The following is an 18,969-nucleotide window of genomic DNA, read 5'->3' as shown; positions in this document are numbered from 1 at the left end:
GTATGAATTTTAAACAGGTTTTTATCTTAAAAAGAAATTACAATGGAAACCTTACTCAACATTTTTAAAAAGAACCAGCTCAGTATTACTGACGGGCGGAAAAAGATACTGGAATTATTTTTAAACAGCGATGGAGCCCTTGCTCACGCCGATATTGAAAAAAATACGGGCGCCAGTTTTGACAGGGTAACTGTTTACCGTACGCTGCAAACCTTTGTTGATAAGGGAATCATCCATATCATCCCAACTACAGACAACTCGATTTTATATGCTTTGTGTAAAGACAACTGCGAGGCAGGTCACCACCATGATGACCATGTACATTTTGTTTGTGATGCCTGCAGCAAAACCATATGCCTCGAGGAAGTAACGGTTCCGTTAGTAAAACTTCCGCAAGGTTTTAAGCCCAGCCATGCCGCCATGGTGGTAAATGGTATTTGCAGCGATTGCCAGCAATAGTGCTTGCGGGTATTAATTCAGCTGGTCCATTTCTTTTTTCACAAATTCCATCAGCACTTTAATTTGTGCAGGCGAAAAATCAAATTTTAATCCTGCCGCAGAATATAAATCCGGTAATGTTTTGGTAGCACCCAGGCTTAGCGCATTGCAATAATTATCCAGTGCTTTTTCAGGGTTATTTTTAAACTGCATCCACATACCGATTGCACCTAACTGCGCAATACCATATTCAATGTAATAAAAAGGCACTTCAAACAAATGCAACTGGCGCTGCCATGCATTGCTACGGTATTCATCCAGGCCGGAATAATCGATCACATCATCTTTAAATTCATTAAGGATAGCATTCCACTGTTGCGTTCTTTCTGTTACTGTATGGATTGGATTTTCGTATACCCAATGCTGAAATTTATCAATAATAGCAATCCATGGAAAAATAGTAATTACTCTTTCCAGCTGATGTTCTTTGGCCCTTAACAATTCTTCATTATTATTGAAAAAGACTTCCCAATGTTCCATACTAAACAACTCCATTGCCATGCTGGCAACTTCGGCAATTTCCATTGGATATTCTTTAAACCCCGATAAAGCAAGTGGATGTGCCAAGAAAGAATGTACTGCGTGGCCACCTTCATGGACCATGGTGGTTACATCATTCATCTGGCCGGAAGCGTTCATAAATATAAAGGGAGCTCCACTTTCTGCCAAAGGGCAGTTGTATCCACCGGGAGCCTTGCCAATCCTGCTTTCCAGGTCAAGGTGTTTTAGCTCCTGCATTTTTTGAAGGCATTCACCAAAAAAAGGGCGCAGCTTTGTAAAGCAGTCAACTGTTTTATTGATTAGTTCTGCACTTTCTTTAAAAGGTCTTAAAGGCTCGGTGCCTGCGGGCTCCGCATCGGTATCCCATGGGCGTAAGGTATCCAGCCCTAATTTCTTTTTTTTCTTTTCATAAATGATGTTCACCAATGGCAGCACATGCAATTTTACAGCCTCGTGAAAAGCAAAACAATCCTCTTTAGTATAATCAAACCGGCCCAGCTCTTTAAAACGATAATCACGGTAGTTGCTGAATCCGGCATTAACAGCTTCCTGCGCACGTTTTTCAATTAGCTGATTGTATAAGTCATTCAACGCGTCTTTATCCTGCAGTCTTCTATCCTGTATTTTCCTGTACACTTCTTCCCTTACGCTTCTGTCGGGGCTTTGCAAAAATTTGGAAGCCTGCTGCAAGGTATAATCCTGGCCGTTCATCGTCACCGTCATCTTGCCTGAAATAACACCATACTGCTGTTTCAGTACAGATAATTCTGCCTGTAAAGGAATGTTTTCTTCCCTGAACAACTCCATGCCTTTGCGGATGTTGCGGAGGTAGGTAAAATATTTTTCTGTATCCAGCCTGGCCGCCAGCGGATGACCGGTTAATTTTTTATTTAACGCATCCGTATAAGGCTCAATGTTGGGTTGTATTTGTAAACAGTAAAAATTAAATGCTGCTTCCAGTTCTTTATTTTCTGTATCACAGGTCATTTTTATTTGCCGCCAGCAGGCATCTTCACTTACCACCGCTTCCAGTTCGCTCTGGTCTTTCATCCATTGTTCAAGCGCCTCCGGCGTATCAATATTTCTATCCAGTAACTCTTTAAAAAAGGGCTCAAGGCTTTGCCAGTCGGTTAAAACAAAATTGGCGGGAACAAAATGACGCGGTGTTTTTTCAATTGCTGCTGTGTACATAAAATTTCGTTGATTTATTTAACAACACTACCGTAGTTTAGGCAACTACGGTAGTGTAACATACTGTTCCTTTTCAGGAACAATCAATGAGGTTTAGCGGTTAAGCCATCTTCCTTGGTGAGTTTATTTTTTTGGGTGGCGCTGCTTTTACATTTACCTGTTTGGTTTCTGGCGCCTTCGCCTTTGGTGTAGCTACTTCGTGTGCTACAGCATCCGCTTCTGTATTTTCTGATAATTTAATTTCGATATTGTTTGTTTTTAAAAGATCATACCAGCGGATCATTTTTTTCATATCGCTGTTGTACACTCTTTCAAAATCCATATCAGGATATACTTTTTCAAAATAGGCTTTGATTGCTTTGTTATCCGCTTTGGCATCCGGTAATTTTTCTGTGCTGGTCTGCATGGCAGTAAATACCTCTACAAGATTCACATTATCCTTTACAGTAAAAACTTCTATACTTTCCAGGTGCGAAAAATTATGCAAACGGGTACTTACAAATTTGGTGCTTTTATCTTCCAATGACTTTACTACACCACCATCTGCTTTTGAAGACAATAATTCGTACAAACCGCCTAAGCCGGTTACTGAAACGAGTCTGTTATAATCCATAAACTGTAATTTTTTGAGCATCAAAGATAAACTTCTGTACTGATTGACGGATTGTTAAATTTTAAAAAGTGAATAAAGTTTTAAACGGATTTCCGGTGCTGTGATTTGGATGTTACTTCGGCGGCAAAAATAAATGTTAACAAAATCGCCTGTTTTATTCACTATTGTCGTCTTATGTAATAAGATAAACTGCAATACATGACAAAATTTACGAGCGCTTTTCTTTTTTTAATTTTTAGCGCAACAGGTGTTTATGCTCAAAATGGTAGCCTGAAAGGCACAATACAGGAAGCCACAACGAATGCTCCTGTAAGAGGCGCATCAGTCGTTATTTTTTTAGAAAAAGATTCAGCAAAAAACGAAGTTAAAAGCACCGTTACGGATGTCGCCGGAAATTTTGAATTAAACGATTTGCCAAAGGATAGTTTTTTGATTGCAGTTAGTTCAGTCGGATACCAGCAATTGATCAGGCGGGTTATTATCGGTGACAGCATAAAAAACCTGGGTGTGTTGCATTTTACCAGGCAGGGGAAAGATCTTGCTGATGTAACCATTATTTCGAAAGCGCCGCCAGTTGCGCAAAAAGGCGATACCACCCAATACAGTGCCAGTCAATATAAAGTAAATCCCGATGCAACTACCGAAGATCTTATAAAAAAGATGCCGGGAATTACCGTAGATAAGGATGGTACAGTAACGGCGCATGGTGAACAGGTAAAGAAAGTTACAATTGATGGAAAGGATTTTTTTGGGGATGATGCTTCTGCGGCATTGAAAAATTTACCGTCTGAAGTGGTGGATAAAATACAGGTTTTCGACCGGCTGAGCGACCAGGCGCAATTGACGGGTTTTGATGATGGCAACAGTGTAAAGGCCATCAACGTGGTTACTAAATCGGGTATTAAAAACGGGCAGTTTGGCCGCATTTATGGCGGGTACGGAACAGACGATCATTATGCCGCCGGAGGTAATATCAGTTTCTTTAATGGCAACCGGCGTATTTCGCTGGTAGGCAATTTCAATAATATCAATCAGCAAAATTTTGGTTCGCAGGATTTGCTGGGTGTTACCAGTAGTGGCGGCGGGCGAGGCGGTGGTGGACGGGGTGGAGGCAACACCGATAATTTTTCCGTCGGCCAATCACCCGGCATCAGTAAAACCAACGCCATCGGTATAAACTACAGCAATGTGATTGATAAAAAAGTGACCATTACTGGTAGTTATTTTTTCAACAACAGCAATAACAGCAACGAGTCTGTGGTAAACACAGAAACATTTTCATCTCCCAAAAATCTTTTCAGCACACAACAATCCAATTCCATCGCCAACAACAATAACCACCGCATCAATATGCGGATAGAGTATAAAATAGATTCTTCCAACTCGCTTTTTATAATACCGAGCCTGAATTACCAGAACTATAATTCCAGTGGCCTGACTTCTTTACAAAATTTTTACGGAGCAGGCGATTCGTTGAATACATCTATCAACAGGAATACAGCAGAACGGGAAGGTTTTAATATCCGCAACAATATTATGTTCCGTCACTCTTTTGCAAAAAAAGGGCGTACCCTCTCTTTTGGCTTCAATACCAATTATACAAAGAATGACGGTAACAGCGTAACCAATGCCCAATACCGCTTTTTTAATGATGCCGCGATTGTTGATTCGCTGCAGCAACAGTTATATGATAACAATACAAACGGTCACACCATTGGCGGCAACATCGCCTACACAGAACCAATTGGTAAAATTGGTATGTTGCAAGTTGATTATACTCCATCTGTCCAAAAAAACAAGGCCGATCAGCAGACTTTTTCTTTTGACGGGCAGAAATATTCCATGTTTGATTCTGCACTGTCAAACAAATTTGATAACACCATTACAACCAATAATGCGGGCTTGAATTATCGCAGATCAAAAAACAGGGATGAGCAATTGTCTTTCGGCGTAAACTTCCAAAATGCCAGGTTAGAGAGTCAGCGGATATTTCCGATAGTGTCATCTGTTAATCAAACTTTTTCAGATATTTTACCCAATGCCATGTGGCGTAAAAAGTTTTCGGCCAGCAGCAATATCCGGGTATTTTACAGAGCCTCCACCAATTTTCCATCTGTAAATCAATTGCAGGATGTGGTTAATCTTTCCAACCCATTACGGGTTAGTGCGGGTAACCCGGCTTTGAAAGAATCATATACCAACCTGCTTTCCGGCCGGTACACCTATACCAATTCCAAAACCAGCCGCAGCTTTATTGCAAATGTGTTTTTACAAACAGCCAGTAATTATATTTCCAATGCGATATACATCGCCCAGCAGGATACGGTTATACAACAACGGATACAATTGAAAAAAGGATCACAGCTTACCAAGCCGGTTAACCTGGATGGCTATAAAAGCCTGCGTACCTTTTTAACCTACAGCATGCCAATTAATCCCATAAAAACAAACATTAATTTAAATGCAGGATTTTCTTATTCCCGGTTGCCGGGGTTGAATAATTATACAGCTTCTATTACCAATAATTATGCATATAACACAGGGGTAGTACTGGCAAGTAATATCAGTGAATATGTAGATTTTAACCTGTCGTATAATGCCAGTTTTAATAATGCGCAAACCACATCGACTTTTGCTTCTACTAACAATTATGTAAATCAAACAGCCGGATTTCAATTAAACTTATTGGATAAAAAAGGCTGGTTTATAAGAAACGATATTACCGGGCAATCTTACAGTGGTTTAAGCGCCGGACTCAATCAACATTTCTGGTTATGGAATGCAGCCATTGGCAAGAAGTTCCTGAAAAAGCAAGCCGGCGAATTAAAATTATCAGTATTTGATTTATTAAAACAAAATCAGAGCATTGTGCGTACAGTAACAGGTGCCTACATTGAGGATGCACAAAGCCAGGTATTGCAACAATATTTTATGCTCACTTTTACCTATAGTCTGCGCAATTTTGGTATAGCAGCCAAAAGCTTCAATGGCGAATTCAGGGGAAGAGAAGGTATGAACCGGCCAGTTGGAAGAAATCCATCCTTTTAACTATTTTTAGATTGGATTTAAAAACTGTTAGTGTTGAACCAATCTGAAGCGGAGTTAATAAAAAAATTACAGCAGGGCGAGCAGCAGTCATTTGCAGACATTGTGGGGCTGTACCAGGATATGGTGTACAATACAGTTGTAAGCATTGTACAGAATGAACTTGACGCGGAGGATATAACACAGGAAGTATTTGTGCAGGTGTATCAGTCAATAGGATCTTTTAAAGGAGAGGCCAAATTATCAACCTGGTTATACCGCATAGCCATAGCGAAGGCCCTGGACAGTGAGAAAAAAAAGAAACGTAAAAAGCGTTTTGCATTTATACAAAATTTGTTTGGCGAGCATGGTGAAGAACAATATAATCCGGTAGAATTTAATCACCCGGGAGTACAATTAGAGAATAAGGAAAATGCCGCGGTTTTGTTTAAAGCACTTAAACAAATACCCGATAATCAACGCATCGCTTTTACGTTGAATAAAATAGAAGGATTGAATAACCAGGAAATTGCAGCTATTATGAACACCAGTTTTTATGCGGTGGAATCTTTACTAGCCAGGGCAAAATCAAGCCTTAAAAAAAGTTTAAAAAATTATTATCTGCAGGAGTCCAATAAAAAAAACGAACATGAAAAATAATAACAATATGGAGCAGGAAATTGAGGCCGCTTTAAATAGTTTAAATAACGTTGAGCGGGCTTCACCTGCGCCTTACCTGTTAACACGTATCCAGGCACGACTTAACAATCCGGTAAAAAATACATGGGAAAACATAGCTGGTTTTATAAGCAGGCCGGCTGTGATGGTGGCGGGAATATGTCTCCTGGTCATCATTAATATTTCTGTACTGTTTTATAAAAATTATAACACGTCTAAAATAACTACTGAACGTTCATTTACAACGGCTGCGGACGAAGAGGATGAATACAATAACCTTGCAGTGATTGATAATATCGAAAACCAATAATGTAATGAATACGACACCAAATAATAAATTGCTTTTGCTTATTATCGGTTTTTTGCTGGTGACGAATATAGTTATGCTGGCATTTTTATTGAACGGCCGGCCGGCTGAAAGAAGGAATATGCGGGCTGAAAGAAAAGCAATGATGACATCTTTTTTACAGAAAGAAATTGGCTTTAGCCAGGAACAATTAACTCAATATGATTCCCTGACTGAACAACATAAAAGAAAAGTAAGATCGATGTTTGAAGCTGCAAGAAAAGATAAGGAAGGACAGGTTAAACAATTATCGGCTGATAATTTCAGCGACTCATCCATCAATACAATCGCCGGTATAGCAAGTATGAAACAAAAAGAAATGGAAGTAGAAATGTTTACCCATTTTAAAGCTGTAAGAAGCATATGCACACCTGCACAGCTGCCCAAATTTGATTCGTTGTTTTATACCATGCTGAATAAAAAACCGGAAGAGCGCAAAAAATAATTATTTTAAACGACTGTTTTTTTAAAAAAGGTCGTCTAATCATTCAGAAAACAAGAAATACATCATTATGAAAAAGCAAATTGCATTATCTATACTGGCCCTTTTTTTGACAATTGGTTTTGTATCAGCACAAGATCAGCGTGGTCCCCGGTTAACAGTGGAAGAAAGAGTAAAAGCAGTAGATGAAAAGCTGGCTGATTTTAAACTGGACAAAGACAAGCAGGCTAAAACCGACAGTGTGTTTAGGGCTTACTATACTACCATGCAAAAGGAGCGGGAAGCTATGATGAGTGGCGGTGGAACCCCGGACCGTGAGGCGATGAGGAGTAAAATGTTAAAACTTAACATTGACCGTGATGAACAATTAAAACAAATTTTTACCGACGAGCAATTTAAAAAATGGAAAGATGATATTGAACCTGCCTTACGGCCGCAAAGGCCCAACAGGCAGCAATAATAAAGATGGTTATTTTGGTTTTTTGATTGAGTGATTAAGACCCTGTTTCGTAAAGAAGCAGGGTTTTAGCATTCCGCTATTTTGTAAATTTTTGGGACTGTTATGAGCTTCGATTTACTCCTCTTCAGGCGACGAGCGCAATTCCTTCAGCACATTCTGAATTCTCTCATTCACTGTTTCATAATCGCTGAAGCCTTTAGCAATCAAATAAAATTTGCTGTCATTTTGCTGAATTAATACCTGCGGAAAGCTGGTCACCTGCAGGTGTTTACACAGGGCAAATTCATAATGCGCCTGCTCTTTAAATGCTTCACTTTTTAGTTTTGCGTAAAATTCCTCCTCAGGTATTTTATATTTTTGCAACAGGTGACGGTAGGCTTCATCATCATCCAAATCGCGGCCTTCGTAATTCAATGCATACTGCAAATCACTTGCAAAAAGAATCGCATCATCCGGGTAGTATTCTTTAAAAACGCACAATGCAATGGCCGGTTTTAAAGAGTTCATTACCCAATCACTTTTATCCGGATTGTTAATATGCCATAAAAAATCTTCACCGAATTGGATGCCCGTTAGCTCTTCTACCCGGCGATAGGCTTTCTGAATGTAGGGGCCAATTTGTTCAATTGGCATTACATGCTCTCCTGCCATCATGCCGCCACTCAACACTTCAATATAGAACTCCTCTTTATACTGCGCTACAATTTTTTTAATAACCGGACTGAAGCCGTAACACCAGCCACAGTAGGCATCGTAACAGTAAATCAGGGTGAGTTTATCCATGGTAATTCAGTGTTTGTTTTGTATGAATATTTATTTCGGGAATGGTCATTATTCAAAAACGATTGTTTTGTTTTTATGTATCAAAACCCGGTCTTCAAATACAAGGTGTAAAGCCCTGGCTAATACTGCTGTCTCAATTTCTTTTCCGGAACGCACCATATCAGCAGTAGTAAAAGAATGGGTAACTGGAATAATTTGCTGGGCGATGATAGGGCCTTCGTCTAATTGGTTGGTTACAAAATGAGCGGTGGCACCTATCAGCTTTACGCCTCTTTCGTACGCCTGCTTATACGGACTGGCGCCAATAAAGGCAGGTAAAAAAGAATGGTGAATGTTGATGATTTGAAAAGCAAATTGTTCAACAAAATCAGCAGAAAGAATACGCATAAACTTTGCCAGTACAAGATAATCCGCTCCCCATTTTTTAATAATGGAAAGCAGGGAAGATTCAAAAACGGGCTTGTCTGTATTATCGGTTGATACAGGATAAAAAGGTACATCAAAGCGTTTACAAATTTCTTCCAGTGCAGCATGATTGCCAATGACGCACTGTACACTGGCACCCAAAGTTTTAAAATGATTTCTTACAAGTATATCACTCAGGCAATGATATTCTTTTGTTACCAGTACAACTATTTTTTTTTCTGCCTGGTGGCTGATTTTCACTTCGGCGTCAGCAGGTAAAACGGCTTTGAGCTGGCGCTCGGCTACAATTGTATCTATACTTCCGTCAACGACTATACGAAGAAAAAAACGGTTGTCAATAGTATCAACATGTTCCCGCATTGCCACAATATTAATATTCATTGCCGCGAAGATATTGGCCACAGCTCCCACCAGGCCCACCTGGTCTTTGCATTGAATTAATATTACCATTTTTTATGTTTATTGGCTGAGGGGTTGGCCGTGATTCTTGTGAACATTCTAACATAGGTGAGCCACCCTTTTTGGGGTGACCCACCTGTGACGACCCACTCTAATGTGCTTCCAGCCAGTTGTCGCCTGCTCCAATTTCGGCATCGGTTGGCACTTCATTGGGTAGCTTCAATGCGGATTGCATGCATTCTAAAATGACAGGCTTGATTAGTTCTATTTCACTTTTGTGTGCATCAAAAACCAATTCATCATGTACCTGCAACAACATTTTTGATTTAAAACCACGGTTGATAAATTCCCGGTGAATTTTGATCATGGCCAGTTTTATCATATCCGCAGCGGTGCCCTGGATGGGTGAATTGATGGCGTTGCGTTCTGCGAAACCACGCACTGTAAAGTTCACGCTGTTGATATCTTTCAGCCACCTTTTACGGCCCATCAGCGTTTCCACATATCCATTTTCCTTGGCGAAGTTGATGGTATCATCCATGTATTTTTGAATATTGGGAAATTGCTTTTTGTAGTTGTCAATGATCTCCTTTGCCTCCGTGCGGGAGATGCTTAAATTCTCCGCCAGGCCAAATGCACCCTGGCCATAAATAATACCGAAGTTGACGCTTTTGGCTTTGTAGCGCATTTCTTTGGTTACGTCTTTTTCCTCCACATTGAATACTTTCGCGGCCGTCGCAGTATGAATATCTTTACCCGTTTTAAAAGCATCACACATATTGACATCGCCACTGATGGCAGCAACAATACGCAATTCTATCTGCGAATAATCGGCCGAAACAAGTACATGATTTTCATCTCTTGGAATAAATGCTTTCCTGATTTCTTTTCCCCTTTCGGTTCTTACAGGAATGTTTTGCAGGTTGGGATTTGTACTGCTAAGCCTTCCCGTTACAGCAACTGCCTGCGCATAGGAAGTATGCACCCGACCGGTTTTTTTATTGATCAAAGCAGGTAAAGCATCGATATAGGTATTTTTTAATTTGGTGAGTTCACGGAAAATTAAAATATCGTCACATATTTTATGCTGACTGGCCAATTTTGCCAATACATCTTCACCCGTTGCATACTGACCTGTTTTTGTTTTTTTTGCTTTTGGGTCCAGCTTCATTTTATCAAACAACACTTCACCCAATTGCTTGGGCGATGCCAGGTTAAACCTTAAGCCTGCTTGTTCATACACACTTTCTTCACTTATTTTGGCTTCTGTTTCCAGGGTTTTGCTGTATTCATTTAAAAAGGCTTCGTCTATACGAATGCCTTCAAATTCCATGTCTGTCAACACTTTTATCAGTGGATTTTCCACTTCGTAAAAAACCTTTTCTACTTCCTTGTTTTTTAACTCTTCAAGAAATACTTTTTTTAATTGGAGGGTGATGTCGGCATCTTCTGCAGCGTACTCTTTTATTTTTTCAGGTTCTACATCCCGCATATTGCCCTGACCCTTTCCTTTTTTGCCAATCAGTTCTTCAATATGTACCGGCTCGTAACCCAGGTATTTAGCGCTTAATGCATCCATGCTGCTTTTGCCATCGGGTTCTGTTACATAGTGCGCCAGCATGGTATCAAAAATATTCCCTTTTAACTCGATGCCGTACCATTTCATTACCAGCAGGTCATACTTAATATTCTGACCCACCCATGTTTTTGTTGCATCACTAAACAACACTAAAAAAGGTGCTAATAAGTGCAGACATTCTTCCCTCGAAGCGGGACAAGGAATATAAAAGGCCTCTCCCGGCTGGTAAGAAAAACTAAGACCAACAAGATCGGCATCGTTGGCATTAATTGAGGTTGTTTCTGTGTCAAAACAAATTTCCGGCTGGTGAATCAGTTTATTAATCAGCTGATCTATTCCTTGAGTGGTGTTCACCAAAAAATATTCATGTGGTGTATTGTGGATGTTTTTATCAACGGATAAAATACTTCCTGCTTCTTCCGTTATATCTGAAGTTTGCGAAGTGGCCACATTTACAGTTTGAGTTACTTCTCCAAAAAGATCCATTTGTCCGCCGGGTGCTTGTTTACGGCCACCCGTTTCCTGTATTTGCACGCCTGGCTGCAACTGGATTTCTTCACCCAAAACCCTTTTAATAAATCCCCTGAACTCCAGCTCTGTAAATACTTCCTTCAGGCTTTCGCGGTTCATTTCCTTGATCCTAAAGTTTTCTTCATGAAATTCTGCAGGCACATCCACGATAATCGTAGCCAGTTTTTTACTCATAATGGCATTATCTTTTCCCGCACGTATTTTTTCTCCAAGAGCGCCTTTTATATTATCGGCATTGGCCAGTATGTTTTCCAGACTGTGGTATTCTTTCAATAGCTTGGCAGCTGTTTTTTCGCCAATGCCAGCTATGCCGGGAATGTTATCTACCGCGTCGCCCATTAAGCCCAAAATGTCAATCACTTGCCCAACATTTGCAATGTCCCATTTTTTACAAACCTCCTGCGGACCCATTATTTCAATGGTTCCTCCCTGGTAAGGGGGCTTATAAATCTTGATATTTTCACTTACCAGCTGGCCATAATCTTTGTCGGGGGTAACCATAAATACCTCATAACCTACTTTTTCAGCTTGCTTTGCCAATGCCCCAATTACATCATCTGCTTCATACCCATCAATTGCAATCACGGGTATGTTAAAGGCTTCTATAATTCTTTTAATGTCAGGAATAGAGGAACTGATATCTTCTGGCGTTTCCTGCCGGTTAGCTTTGTAATCGGCAAAATCTGTATGCCTTTCCGTTAACGCATGGGTATCAAAACATACCGCCATATGTGTAGGCTTCTGGTTATTGATGAGATCAATTAAAGTGTTGGTAAACCCAAACTGGGCATTGGTATTTCTGCCTTTGCTGGTAACGCGTGGGCTGCGGATAAGAGCGTAATAAGCCCTGAAAACAAGGGCATAGGCATCGAGTAAAAATAATTTTTTTGACATGCCGTAAAAGTAAAACAATTGTGCACGCCAATCAAACAGATGGGTAAAAGTTTGATACTGTTAGCTGGTAAAATGTAATTGGGTTTTGATAAAGTGATTGTTTGCGAATCTGGAAGGGAAGTGAATGGATTAGCAACTTTTAATATTCAAGTAATTTGTCAGATTTTGACCAGTCAATAATGTAAAGTATTACCGAGAAAAAAAGAGCAAATGTAAGGACTATAAAATTTTTCATATCAGGGTTGTTGGTACCCTTTAAGTAACTGAAAAAGCCTGCTATTATTGTGATACAGCCCGATTTTTAATGCACATAAACTATATTTTACTTTCAGTAATTCCGAAAATTAATGTCAATTAATTACAAATCAGGAAGATATCTTTATTATGAAACAATTAAAATCTTGTATCAATAAATAAAGGTAACATGGCCCTCCAGGTTGGCCAGTCATGTTTCCATTCATTGCCCCAAACACTCAGCTCATAATTAATTCCTTTGTTATATAAAATTCCGGCAAAGTTTTTAGCCGCTTCAGGATCTTCATAATCGCCGCAACCGGTTAAAATGTGAATATGATGGCTGCCGCGTATTTGCTCCAGGATGCGGTGGTCTGTAAGATTCGGCATATACATGGCCGGGGAATTAAAATAAACCTGTTCATCGTAAAAACCTTTGGTATATTCTCTCAGGTCGTACACACCGCTCATAGCAATTACGCCGTCAATCAAATCTGGCCTTTTTAAGAATAAATTCATGCCATGCAATGCACCAAACGATGCTCCGGAGACAATCACCGGTGTTTCCTGCGAAGTAGCATTTTTTATAAAAGGAATCACTTCATTGAAAATGTATTCATTAAACCTGTTATGATTGATGGCTTTATGTTCGCCCTGCATGCCCGGATGCATCCAGCTTTCCGTATTCATGCTGTTAACGGAAAATACTTTTACTTTTCCCCCATTGATGTGCGGGGCCAGGGAATTGATTAACTGAAAGCGTTCATATTCCAGGTAGTCCGCCGCTGCAGTAGGAATCAATAATAAAGCAAAACCATAATCTCCATATTGAGCAATGGGCATTTCTCTTTGTAATGCAGGGCTGTACCAGCTGCTAAGTTCTCTCTTCATAATATTTTTTGTGGGATGCAGCCAAATGCGCTGCTATAATCCTTATTGGATAGTTGGACGTTGTTATCAGATAATTATTCTACTACTCCTTCCTTAATTTCGGTCCACAAATCCCGGTAAGATTTGGCGGCATAACTGCTGGGCGCAAACTCTTCAATCGGCTGTCGATGGATGCCCATTTTTTCGACATCAGACAAATAAGGAATATAATTTTGGAAAAACTTTTTGTCTTTGTATAAGTGTTCCATTATTTCGTTGTGCATATTTTTACGTAAATCAGCCATCGTAAAAAAACACATTAGTTTGGTACTGTCAAGGTCTTTTTCCTTGAAATAATCTTTTACCATATTGTAGGTGCGGATAGAAAGTGTGGTGGGTATAATAGGCATCAACACAACATCGGCTGCATGAAAAATGTTTTCACTCAATGCGCTGAATCCGGGCGGGCAATCAATAAATACAAAATCATATTCTTTTTCCAGTTGCTTCAGGATCCCCTTCAACCTGCTTTTTTGCCCCTTCATTTCCTCTACCATTATGTCAAAACTTTTCACCGCATTATCGCTGCCAATAATTTCCAGGTTTTCGTATTCAGTTGCCAGTATAGCGTTTCCAAGATCAGCATCTTTACTGATAAGGCTTTTTATGGCGTGCGCATCTTTGGGTTTAACCTTATAATAAAAAGTGGTAGATCCCTGGGGATCAATATCCCATAATAATGTTTTAAAACCATCTTTTGCAGCCAGGTAAGCGAGATTTACACAGGATGCAGTTTTGCCAACGCCGCCCTTTAAATTGTAGAGTGCTACTGTAATCATAAATAGATTTATTTTATTAAGGGATAGATATGAAAGATAGTAAATTATTTAAAACGGAAAAGCTGTTATTTATTGTTTTGAATATTATTTGTTTTCATATACTGTTGTCTGGAGAACTTGATTCAAGCGCTTACAACGGGTATGTTTATCTGAATCCATGGCCAGATAGATAGTAGTCAAAGACAAAAATGAAAATGTAAAGGGCCGATCTTCAGGCTTTAGGGCCTGGCTATAAAAAATGGCGTCAGTTTATTATTTTATAATGATAAAGCGCCATAGTTATATCATTTGGGTAAGCTTGGATATAGATTTTACCTGATAGGTAATCAGTAGGTTATTCACTGGATAGCAGATTAAAAATGTTCAATTAAAAAAATCATTTTTTTACTTTTTATTTGATAATTTTATTATGTCTAAACTAACCCCATGCGTAAATTATACCTCCTCATTTTTCTCACAACATATTTCAGTACAGTCCGCTCGCAAAATGTTACTGTGACGGGTGAGTGTATAAATAGCCCTGCTTTATTAAACAAGATCGCCGATGTTGATGGCAAAGTAGCTTATGAGGGAACCGGAACAGTGGATGGTAATGTTGGTGTTGTGATAGATGTATATTGGATAGGGGCACCTGATAATGTATGGGTGGTTGCTTTTGACGGCCAGCCTTACTTTCAGAACTCATGCAATACCATCGCACCTCCCGGTACAGGAAATGCGGCTTGTTTATGGTCAGCAGTCAGCGGGCAAACGTGCACCGGAGGAACCGCATTAGCCGTTACCGGATCAGGTGTTTTGCCAATTACCATCAGCAACTTTACAGCAGGTATTAACAATAACCAGGTTACTTTAAAATGGAAAACTGCAAGCGAGAATAATAACAAAGGTTTTGAAATTCAAAGAAGCCAGGATGGATTAAACTGGGCTGTGATTGGATTTGTTAGCGGCAACATTAATTCTTCTGTTGAAGAAAGTTATGCATTCGGTGATATAAATCCGCTTTCCGGTACTGCCTTCTACAGACTTCGCCAGGTAGACCAGGATGAAAAATTCAGTTATTCCGCAGTGGCTTCAGTTAAATATTTAAAAGCTAATTTTTATTCCATTATTCGCAATAACGGCAACAACCGTTACCAGCTAAATATTGAGCCAGCAACGCAACCGGTAAATCTTTCACTTATTGATGCCGGAGGAAAGAAACTGATGACTAGATCAGGGGTCGCCGGTATTCAATATATTGATATCAGTCATTTCCCTTCCGGTATTTATTTGCTGCAGATAGCAAAGGGTACTACAACATTTACAGAGAAGCTGATTAAATTTTAAAGCATGACTAAGAACCAATATAACCGCCGGAATTTTTTAAGTTGTATCGCTATCCTGTCTGCAGGCACAGCAGTGGGATCAACTGTCAACCCATTTATTATTGCAAACAAAAAAGGAGAAGCCCTTGACAAAAACTGGGAGCGTTTTTGGAAAGAAACAGGGGGGCAAATTTTTAACGGCAAGATCGATTTGAAAAAACAGCAATTTGTTAACAATACCAGTGGTCACCATTATCAAAACGGAGGCGTAATCTTCTTTGAAAAAGAAAATCTTTTAGCACAGCCAACCTGGATTTATTGGGGCGTTGACCGTACAAATCCAAAAGATGTTGTAATTACCTTATTTGAAAACAGTGAAACGCAAAAAAAGATTACCCGGTTAAACCGTTTTGAAATAGATGCTGTTTACAGACTCTCGAAAGAACATGCTGCTGATCAGCTTTTACTGACTCATCACAATTCAACAAAGCCTTTAGCTGGTAACATCAGCACCTTTATACAAAACAAAACACTTATTAACAGGCATTCCAATACCCAGTACCTGAGCTACTTTAAGGAGCAGTCTTTAGTCTTTCACAAAAAAATTATTTATAACGTTTAAACTTTTATTTTATGGATCCTCTTCTTGCTTCTATTGTGCTTTTTGCTGGCAACTTTGCCCCAAGAGGCTGGCTTTTTTGTGAAGGGCAAATACTATCAATTAGTCAAAATACAGCATTATTTTCACTTTTAGGAACCACCTATGGCGGCAATGGCCAAACCACTTTTGCGTTGCCGGATTTAAGGGGCAGGGTTCCGATTCATCCCGGAACGGGCCCTGGTTTGTCAAATTATGTACTTGGAGAAATGGCAGGAACCGAGAACACTACGCTTTTGATCAACAATATGCCTGCGCATAACCATACGTTAAATGCGGTTTCAGACGCTGGTGATACAGCGGCGCCTGCAGGAGCTTTGCCGGCCAATACCGGCGCTTTGGATAAAGAATACAAAGCAGCTGCCGGAACAGGTGTAACTATGAAAGCCACCGCTATAGGAATAACCGGGGGATCTCAACCATTTAGTATTATGCAGCCTTTCCTGGCATTGAACTATATCATAGCCATAAACGGAGTTTTCCCAAGCCGCAACTAGCGGCTTTATATAACTTGTGAGCGTCCGTTAAGAGAACATATCATAGCAGATATGCTCTCTTAACCGGCGACTATCTATTAACGTGAAATTGTTTAATTAACGCAATTTCCTGTACAATAAATTTTTTAAACTTGAAAGATTTATTGACACCAGCCGAATGGTGGAAACAGTTGGAACCTCAGTGGAAGGAAACTTTCAAGTGTTCTGTTTTATTGCATTCCAATGAACCGGATGCAGATGAAATGAACAGGCTGTTTAATATGCAGACACTTCGGTTAGCCGGCCCTAAAGCGCCATTCCCAAACAGCCAGATTGAGCTAACCAACCTTAACGGGGTTGAAAATTTAGTAAATCTTTCGCTGCTAATTGTAACACACCATAAGATTGTAACGGTAGAACCATTGTCAGGTCTGAACCACCTCAAATCATTGTTCCTGTTTAATAATTGTATCACCAGTTTAACTGGCGTTGAAGGACTCATTAACCTGGAACAATTGTATGTTCAGCACAATCAAATTACCTCCATCAAACCCGTTGAACGCCTGGTAAACCTGAAGGAGTTTTATATACACGACAACTGCATATCATCCCTGGAAGGATTAACCGAAAATCACGCCGATAAGTTGACAAGACTTGTCTGCCGCCCGAATGAATGGCTGAAGCAAAAAGAAATAATTTGGGCCGAACGAGAGCTGGGTATTATTTGCCGTTGATTTTAGTCGATAAATAATCTGAAGATTATATTTGCCCATGAGTGTTTCCGCAATTGACGAAATAAACGACTGGCTTCCCTGGAAACTATTAAATGATACAACCGAACCAGCCTGCAACTGGCTTTATACCGGCGACAAAAGTTTTACTGAACCATTTTTTGATGACACCATTTCCATTTGCAGAAGAATGGAAAATAATTGCAAATCTTTTAAGCCGGTTAGCAGTTTGTCGTTAATGTCAGAATGGGCAAATGCTGCAGATGCCCTGTCTCCTACCGCCATTATCTTTCATGTCTCCCGCTGCGGTTCTACACTCTTATCTCAATTACTCAGTTTGGATGAAAATAATTTAGCACTTTCTGAAGTGCCATTTTTTGATGATATACTTCGGCTTCCCTTTAAAAATAAAACATACAACAATCTGATGGCTGCCAGATTTTTGAAGGCCGCTGTAACCTTATATGGTCGTAAAAAAACGGGTAATGAAAAACACCTTTTTATTAAAACGGACAGCTGGCATATTCATTTTTACGAGTCATTGAGGTCGTTATATCCTGTAGTACCGTTTATTTTTTTGTATCGAAATCCATGGGAAGTTGTTCTTTCCCAGCGAAGGCAACGCGGTATGCATGCTGTACCCGGTGTTATTGAACCTGCTATTTTTGGTTTTTCAAACCAGCAGATAAATCTACATGACCTGGATTATTACATGACAAAAGTTTTGGAAGGCTATTTCAATAAATTGATTGAAATAGTACAGGCCGATAAGCAGGTTTTGCTAGTTAACTATAATGAAGGTTTAGACAACATTTTTTCAAAAATGTATGCTTTGCTAGGACTAGAGATAGATGTAAAAATGCGGTCGCAACTAACTCAACGGACCCTCTTTCACGCAAAGCATCCACATCGATTATTTAAAGAAGAAAACAGGGAAGAAAAGGCGCCAACTTACCTGTCGCCTGTGCTGGATTTATACAATCAATTGGATGTAATCCGCCTGACTACGTTTAGATGAAATTCGAAACATAATTAATTAATTGTTCGCTGCATTCTTCAATGGAATTTTCACTTGTATCTACTATCAAGTCGGCTTGTACAGGTATTTCATAGGGATCATTTACGCCAGTAAGATTCCACAGCTTATCCGGGTGATCGTCAGGCAAAAACGCTTTCCGGTAAAGTCCTTTGGTATCTCTTTCTAAGAGGATTGAAAAGGTTACATCTTACCCAGATAATTTTAGCGCCATATTGTTTGCTAAGCTCAACCCGCAGATCTTCAAATAGATTGATAGCAGCAACAATTGCAATGATGCCTTGCCCGTTTTTATCATAGGCTATCCGGCAAAGACGTTGTATATTTTCCCTTCTGTCGTCAGGAGAAAAAGAAAGGTCAGTGTTGATTGTTTTGCGATAAACATCTCCGTCAATCACTTCGGCCGCGATATTCATGGCTGATAGTTTCGACAATAATCTTCAGCCAGTGTAGATT

The 18,969-nt window shown here is 39.7% G+C and carries 20 protein-coding genes; 11 read left to right on the top strand and 9 right to left on the bottom strand.

The window, feature by feature from the left end; translation table 11 throughout:
* The first annotated feature begins 42 nt into the window (after positions 1–42).
* On the top strand, positions 43–459 hold the full coding sequence (locus tag JWR61_RS18770) for a Fur family transcriptional regulator (protein ID WP_301929264.1): 417 nt from the start codon (positions 43–45) through the stop codon (positions 457–459).
* Positions 460–471: 12 nt separating this feature from the next.
* On the opposite strand, the gene JWR61_RS18765 is transcribed toward JWR61_RS18770, so the two are convergent.
* Positions 472–2,190, bottom strand: a complete 1,719-nt coding sequence (locus tag JWR61_RS18765; RefSeq protein ID WP_301929263.1) for a M3 family oligoendopeptidase — start codon at positions 2,188–2,190, stop codon at positions 472–474.
* A gap of 100 nt (positions 2,191–2,290) precedes the next feature.
* On the bottom strand, positions 2,291–2,803 hold the full coding sequence (locus JWR61_RS18760; RefSeq protein ID WP_301929262.1) for a DUF5606 domain-containing protein: 513 nt from the start codon (positions 2,801–2,803) through the stop codon (positions 2,291–2,293).
* Between the two features lie 198 nt (positions 2,804–3,001).
* Between JWR61_RS18760 and JWR61_RS18755 the strand changes: the two genes are divergently transcribed.
* From JWR61_RS18755 to JWR61_RS18735, 5 genes are all read left to right on the top strand, one after another.
* Positions 3,002–5,851, top strand: coding sequence for an outer membrane beta-barrel protein (locus JWR61_RS18755; RefSeq protein ID WP_301929261.1), 2,850 nt, complete (start codon positions 3,002–3,004; stop codon positions 5,849–5,851).
* 30 nt (positions 5,852–5,881) lie between these two features.
* The gene (locus tag JWR61_RS18750) at positions 5,882–6,487 is read left to right on the top strand and encodes an RNA polymerase sigma factor (protein ID WP_301929260.1); all 606 of its coding nucleotides are present in this window, start codon (positions 5,882–5,884) and stop codon (positions 6,485–6,487) included.
* The gene (locus JWR61_RS18745; protein WP_301929259.1) at positions 6,477–6,815 is read left to right on the top strand and encodes a hypothetical protein; all 339 of its coding nucleotides are present in this window, start codon (positions 6,477–6,479) and stop codon (positions 6,813–6,815) included. Before JWR61_RS18750 ends, JWR61_RS18745 begins: the two co-directional genes overlap by 11 nt.
* Before the next feature lie 4 nt (positions 6,816–6,819).
* Positions 6,820–7,296, top strand: coding sequence for a Spy/CpxP family protein refolding chaperone (locus JWR61_RS18740; protein WP_301929258.1), 477 nt, complete (start codon positions 6,820–6,822; stop codon positions 7,294–7,296).
* A 67-nt stretch (positions 7,297–7,363) separates the two neighbouring features.
* Positions 7,364–7,753 carry a hypothetical protein gene (locus tag JWR61_RS18735; protein ID WP_301929257.1) on the top strand — a complete coding sequence of 130 codons (390 nt, stop codon included), beginning with the start codon at positions 7,364–7,366 and terminating at the stop codon, positions 7,751–7,753.
* A gap of 114 nt (positions 7,754–7,867) precedes the next feature.
* Here the strand turns inward: JWR61_RS18735 and JWR61_RS18730 are convergent, their stop codons facing one another.
* From JWR61_RS18730 to JWR61_RS18710, 5 genes are all read right to left on the bottom strand, one after another.
* Positions 7,868–8,536 (bottom strand): DsbA family protein, encoded by a 669-nt coding sequence (locus JWR61_RS18730; protein ID WP_301929256.1) that lies wholly within the window; start codon positions 8,534–8,536, stop codon positions 7,868–7,870.
* A 48-nt stretch (positions 8,537–8,584) separates the two neighbouring features.
* Complete coding sequence (gene purU, locus JWR61_RS18725) at positions 8,585–9,412, bottom strand: formyltetrahydrofolate deformylase (RefSeq protein WP_301929255.1); 828 nt, start codon at positions 9,410–9,412, stop codon at positions 8,585–8,587.
* 100 nt (positions 9,413–9,512) lie between these two features.
* Positions 9,513–12,365: a DNA polymerase I gene (gene polA / locus JWR61_RS18720; protein ID WP_301929254.1), complete on the bottom strand. Its 2,853-nt coding sequence runs from the start codon at positions 12,363–12,365 to the stop codon at positions 9,513–9,515.
* A gap of 393 nt (positions 12,366–12,758) precedes the next feature.
* Positions 12,759–13,490 carry an esterase family protein gene (locus JWR61_RS18715; protein WP_290339611.1) on the bottom strand — a complete coding sequence of 244 codons (732 nt, stop codon included), beginning with the start codon at positions 13,488–13,490 and terminating at the stop codon, positions 12,759–12,761.
* Between the two features lie 74 nt (positions 13,491–13,564).
* Positions 13,565–14,308: a ParA family protein gene (locus JWR61_RS18710; protein ID WP_301929253.1), complete on the bottom strand. Its 744-nt coding sequence runs from the start codon at positions 14,306–14,308 to the stop codon at positions 13,565–13,567.
* Positions 14,309–14,734: 426 nt separating this feature from the next.
* Between JWR61_RS18710 and JWR61_RS18705 the strand changes: the two genes are divergently transcribed.
* The 5 genes from JWR61_RS18705 (at position 14,735) to JWR61_RS18685 (ending at position 18,495) form a co-directional block, all read left to right on the top strand.
* Positions 14,735–15,634, top strand: coding sequence for a T9SS type A sorting domain-containing protein (locus tag JWR61_RS18705; RefSeq protein ID WP_301929252.1), 900 nt, complete (start codon positions 14,735–14,737; stop codon positions 15,632–15,634).
* Positions 15,635–15,637: 3 nt separating this feature from the next.
* Positions 15,638–16,234 carry a hypothetical protein gene (locus tag JWR61_RS18700; RefSeq protein WP_301929251.1) on the top strand — a complete coding sequence of 199 codons (597 nt, stop codon included), beginning with the start codon at positions 15,638–15,640 and terminating at the stop codon, positions 16,232–16,234.
* 11 nt (positions 16,235–16,245) lie between these two features.
* Positions 16,246–16,767, top strand: coding sequence for a phage tail protein (locus JWR61_RS18695; protein WP_301929250.1), 522 nt, complete (start codon positions 16,246–16,248; stop codon positions 16,765–16,767).
* Between the two features lie 131 nt (positions 16,768–16,898).
* Positions 16,899–17,480, top strand: coding sequence for a leucine-rich repeat domain-containing protein (locus JWR61_RS18690; protein ID WP_301929249.1), 582 nt, complete (start codon positions 16,899–16,901; stop codon positions 17,478–17,480).
* A 37-nt stretch (positions 17,481–17,517) separates the two neighbouring features.
* Positions 17,518–18,495 carry a hypothetical protein gene (locus tag JWR61_RS18685; protein WP_301929248.1) on the top strand — a complete coding sequence of 326 codons (978 nt, stop codon included), beginning with the start codon at positions 17,518–17,520 and terminating at the stop codon, positions 18,493–18,495.
* Here the strand turns inward: JWR61_RS18685 and JWR61_RS28300 are convergent.
* Positions 18,488–18,643: a hypothetical protein gene (locus JWR61_RS28300; RefSeq protein WP_367881815.1), complete on the bottom strand. Its 156-nt coding sequence runs from the start codon at positions 18,641–18,643 to the stop codon at positions 18,488–18,490. The genes JWR61_RS18685 and JWR61_RS28300 overlap by 8 nt on opposite strands.
* A complete protein-coding gene (locus JWR61_RS18680; protein WP_301929247.1) occupies positions 18,636–18,947 on the bottom strand; it encodes an adenylyl-sulfate kinase in 312 nt (103 codons plus the stop codon). Before JWR61_RS18680 ends, JWR61_RS28300 begins: the two co-directional genes overlap by 8 nt.
* Positions 18,948–18,969: the final 22 nt, after the last annotated feature.

It is taken from the genome of Ferruginibacter sp. (genome assembly GCF_028288465.1).
Lineage (GTDB): Bacteria > Bacteroidota > Bacteroidia > Chitinophagales > Chitinophagaceae > Ferruginibacter.
Note: the sequence above shows the minus strand (reverse complement) of the source record. Positions and strands in the feature narration are given on the sequence as shown.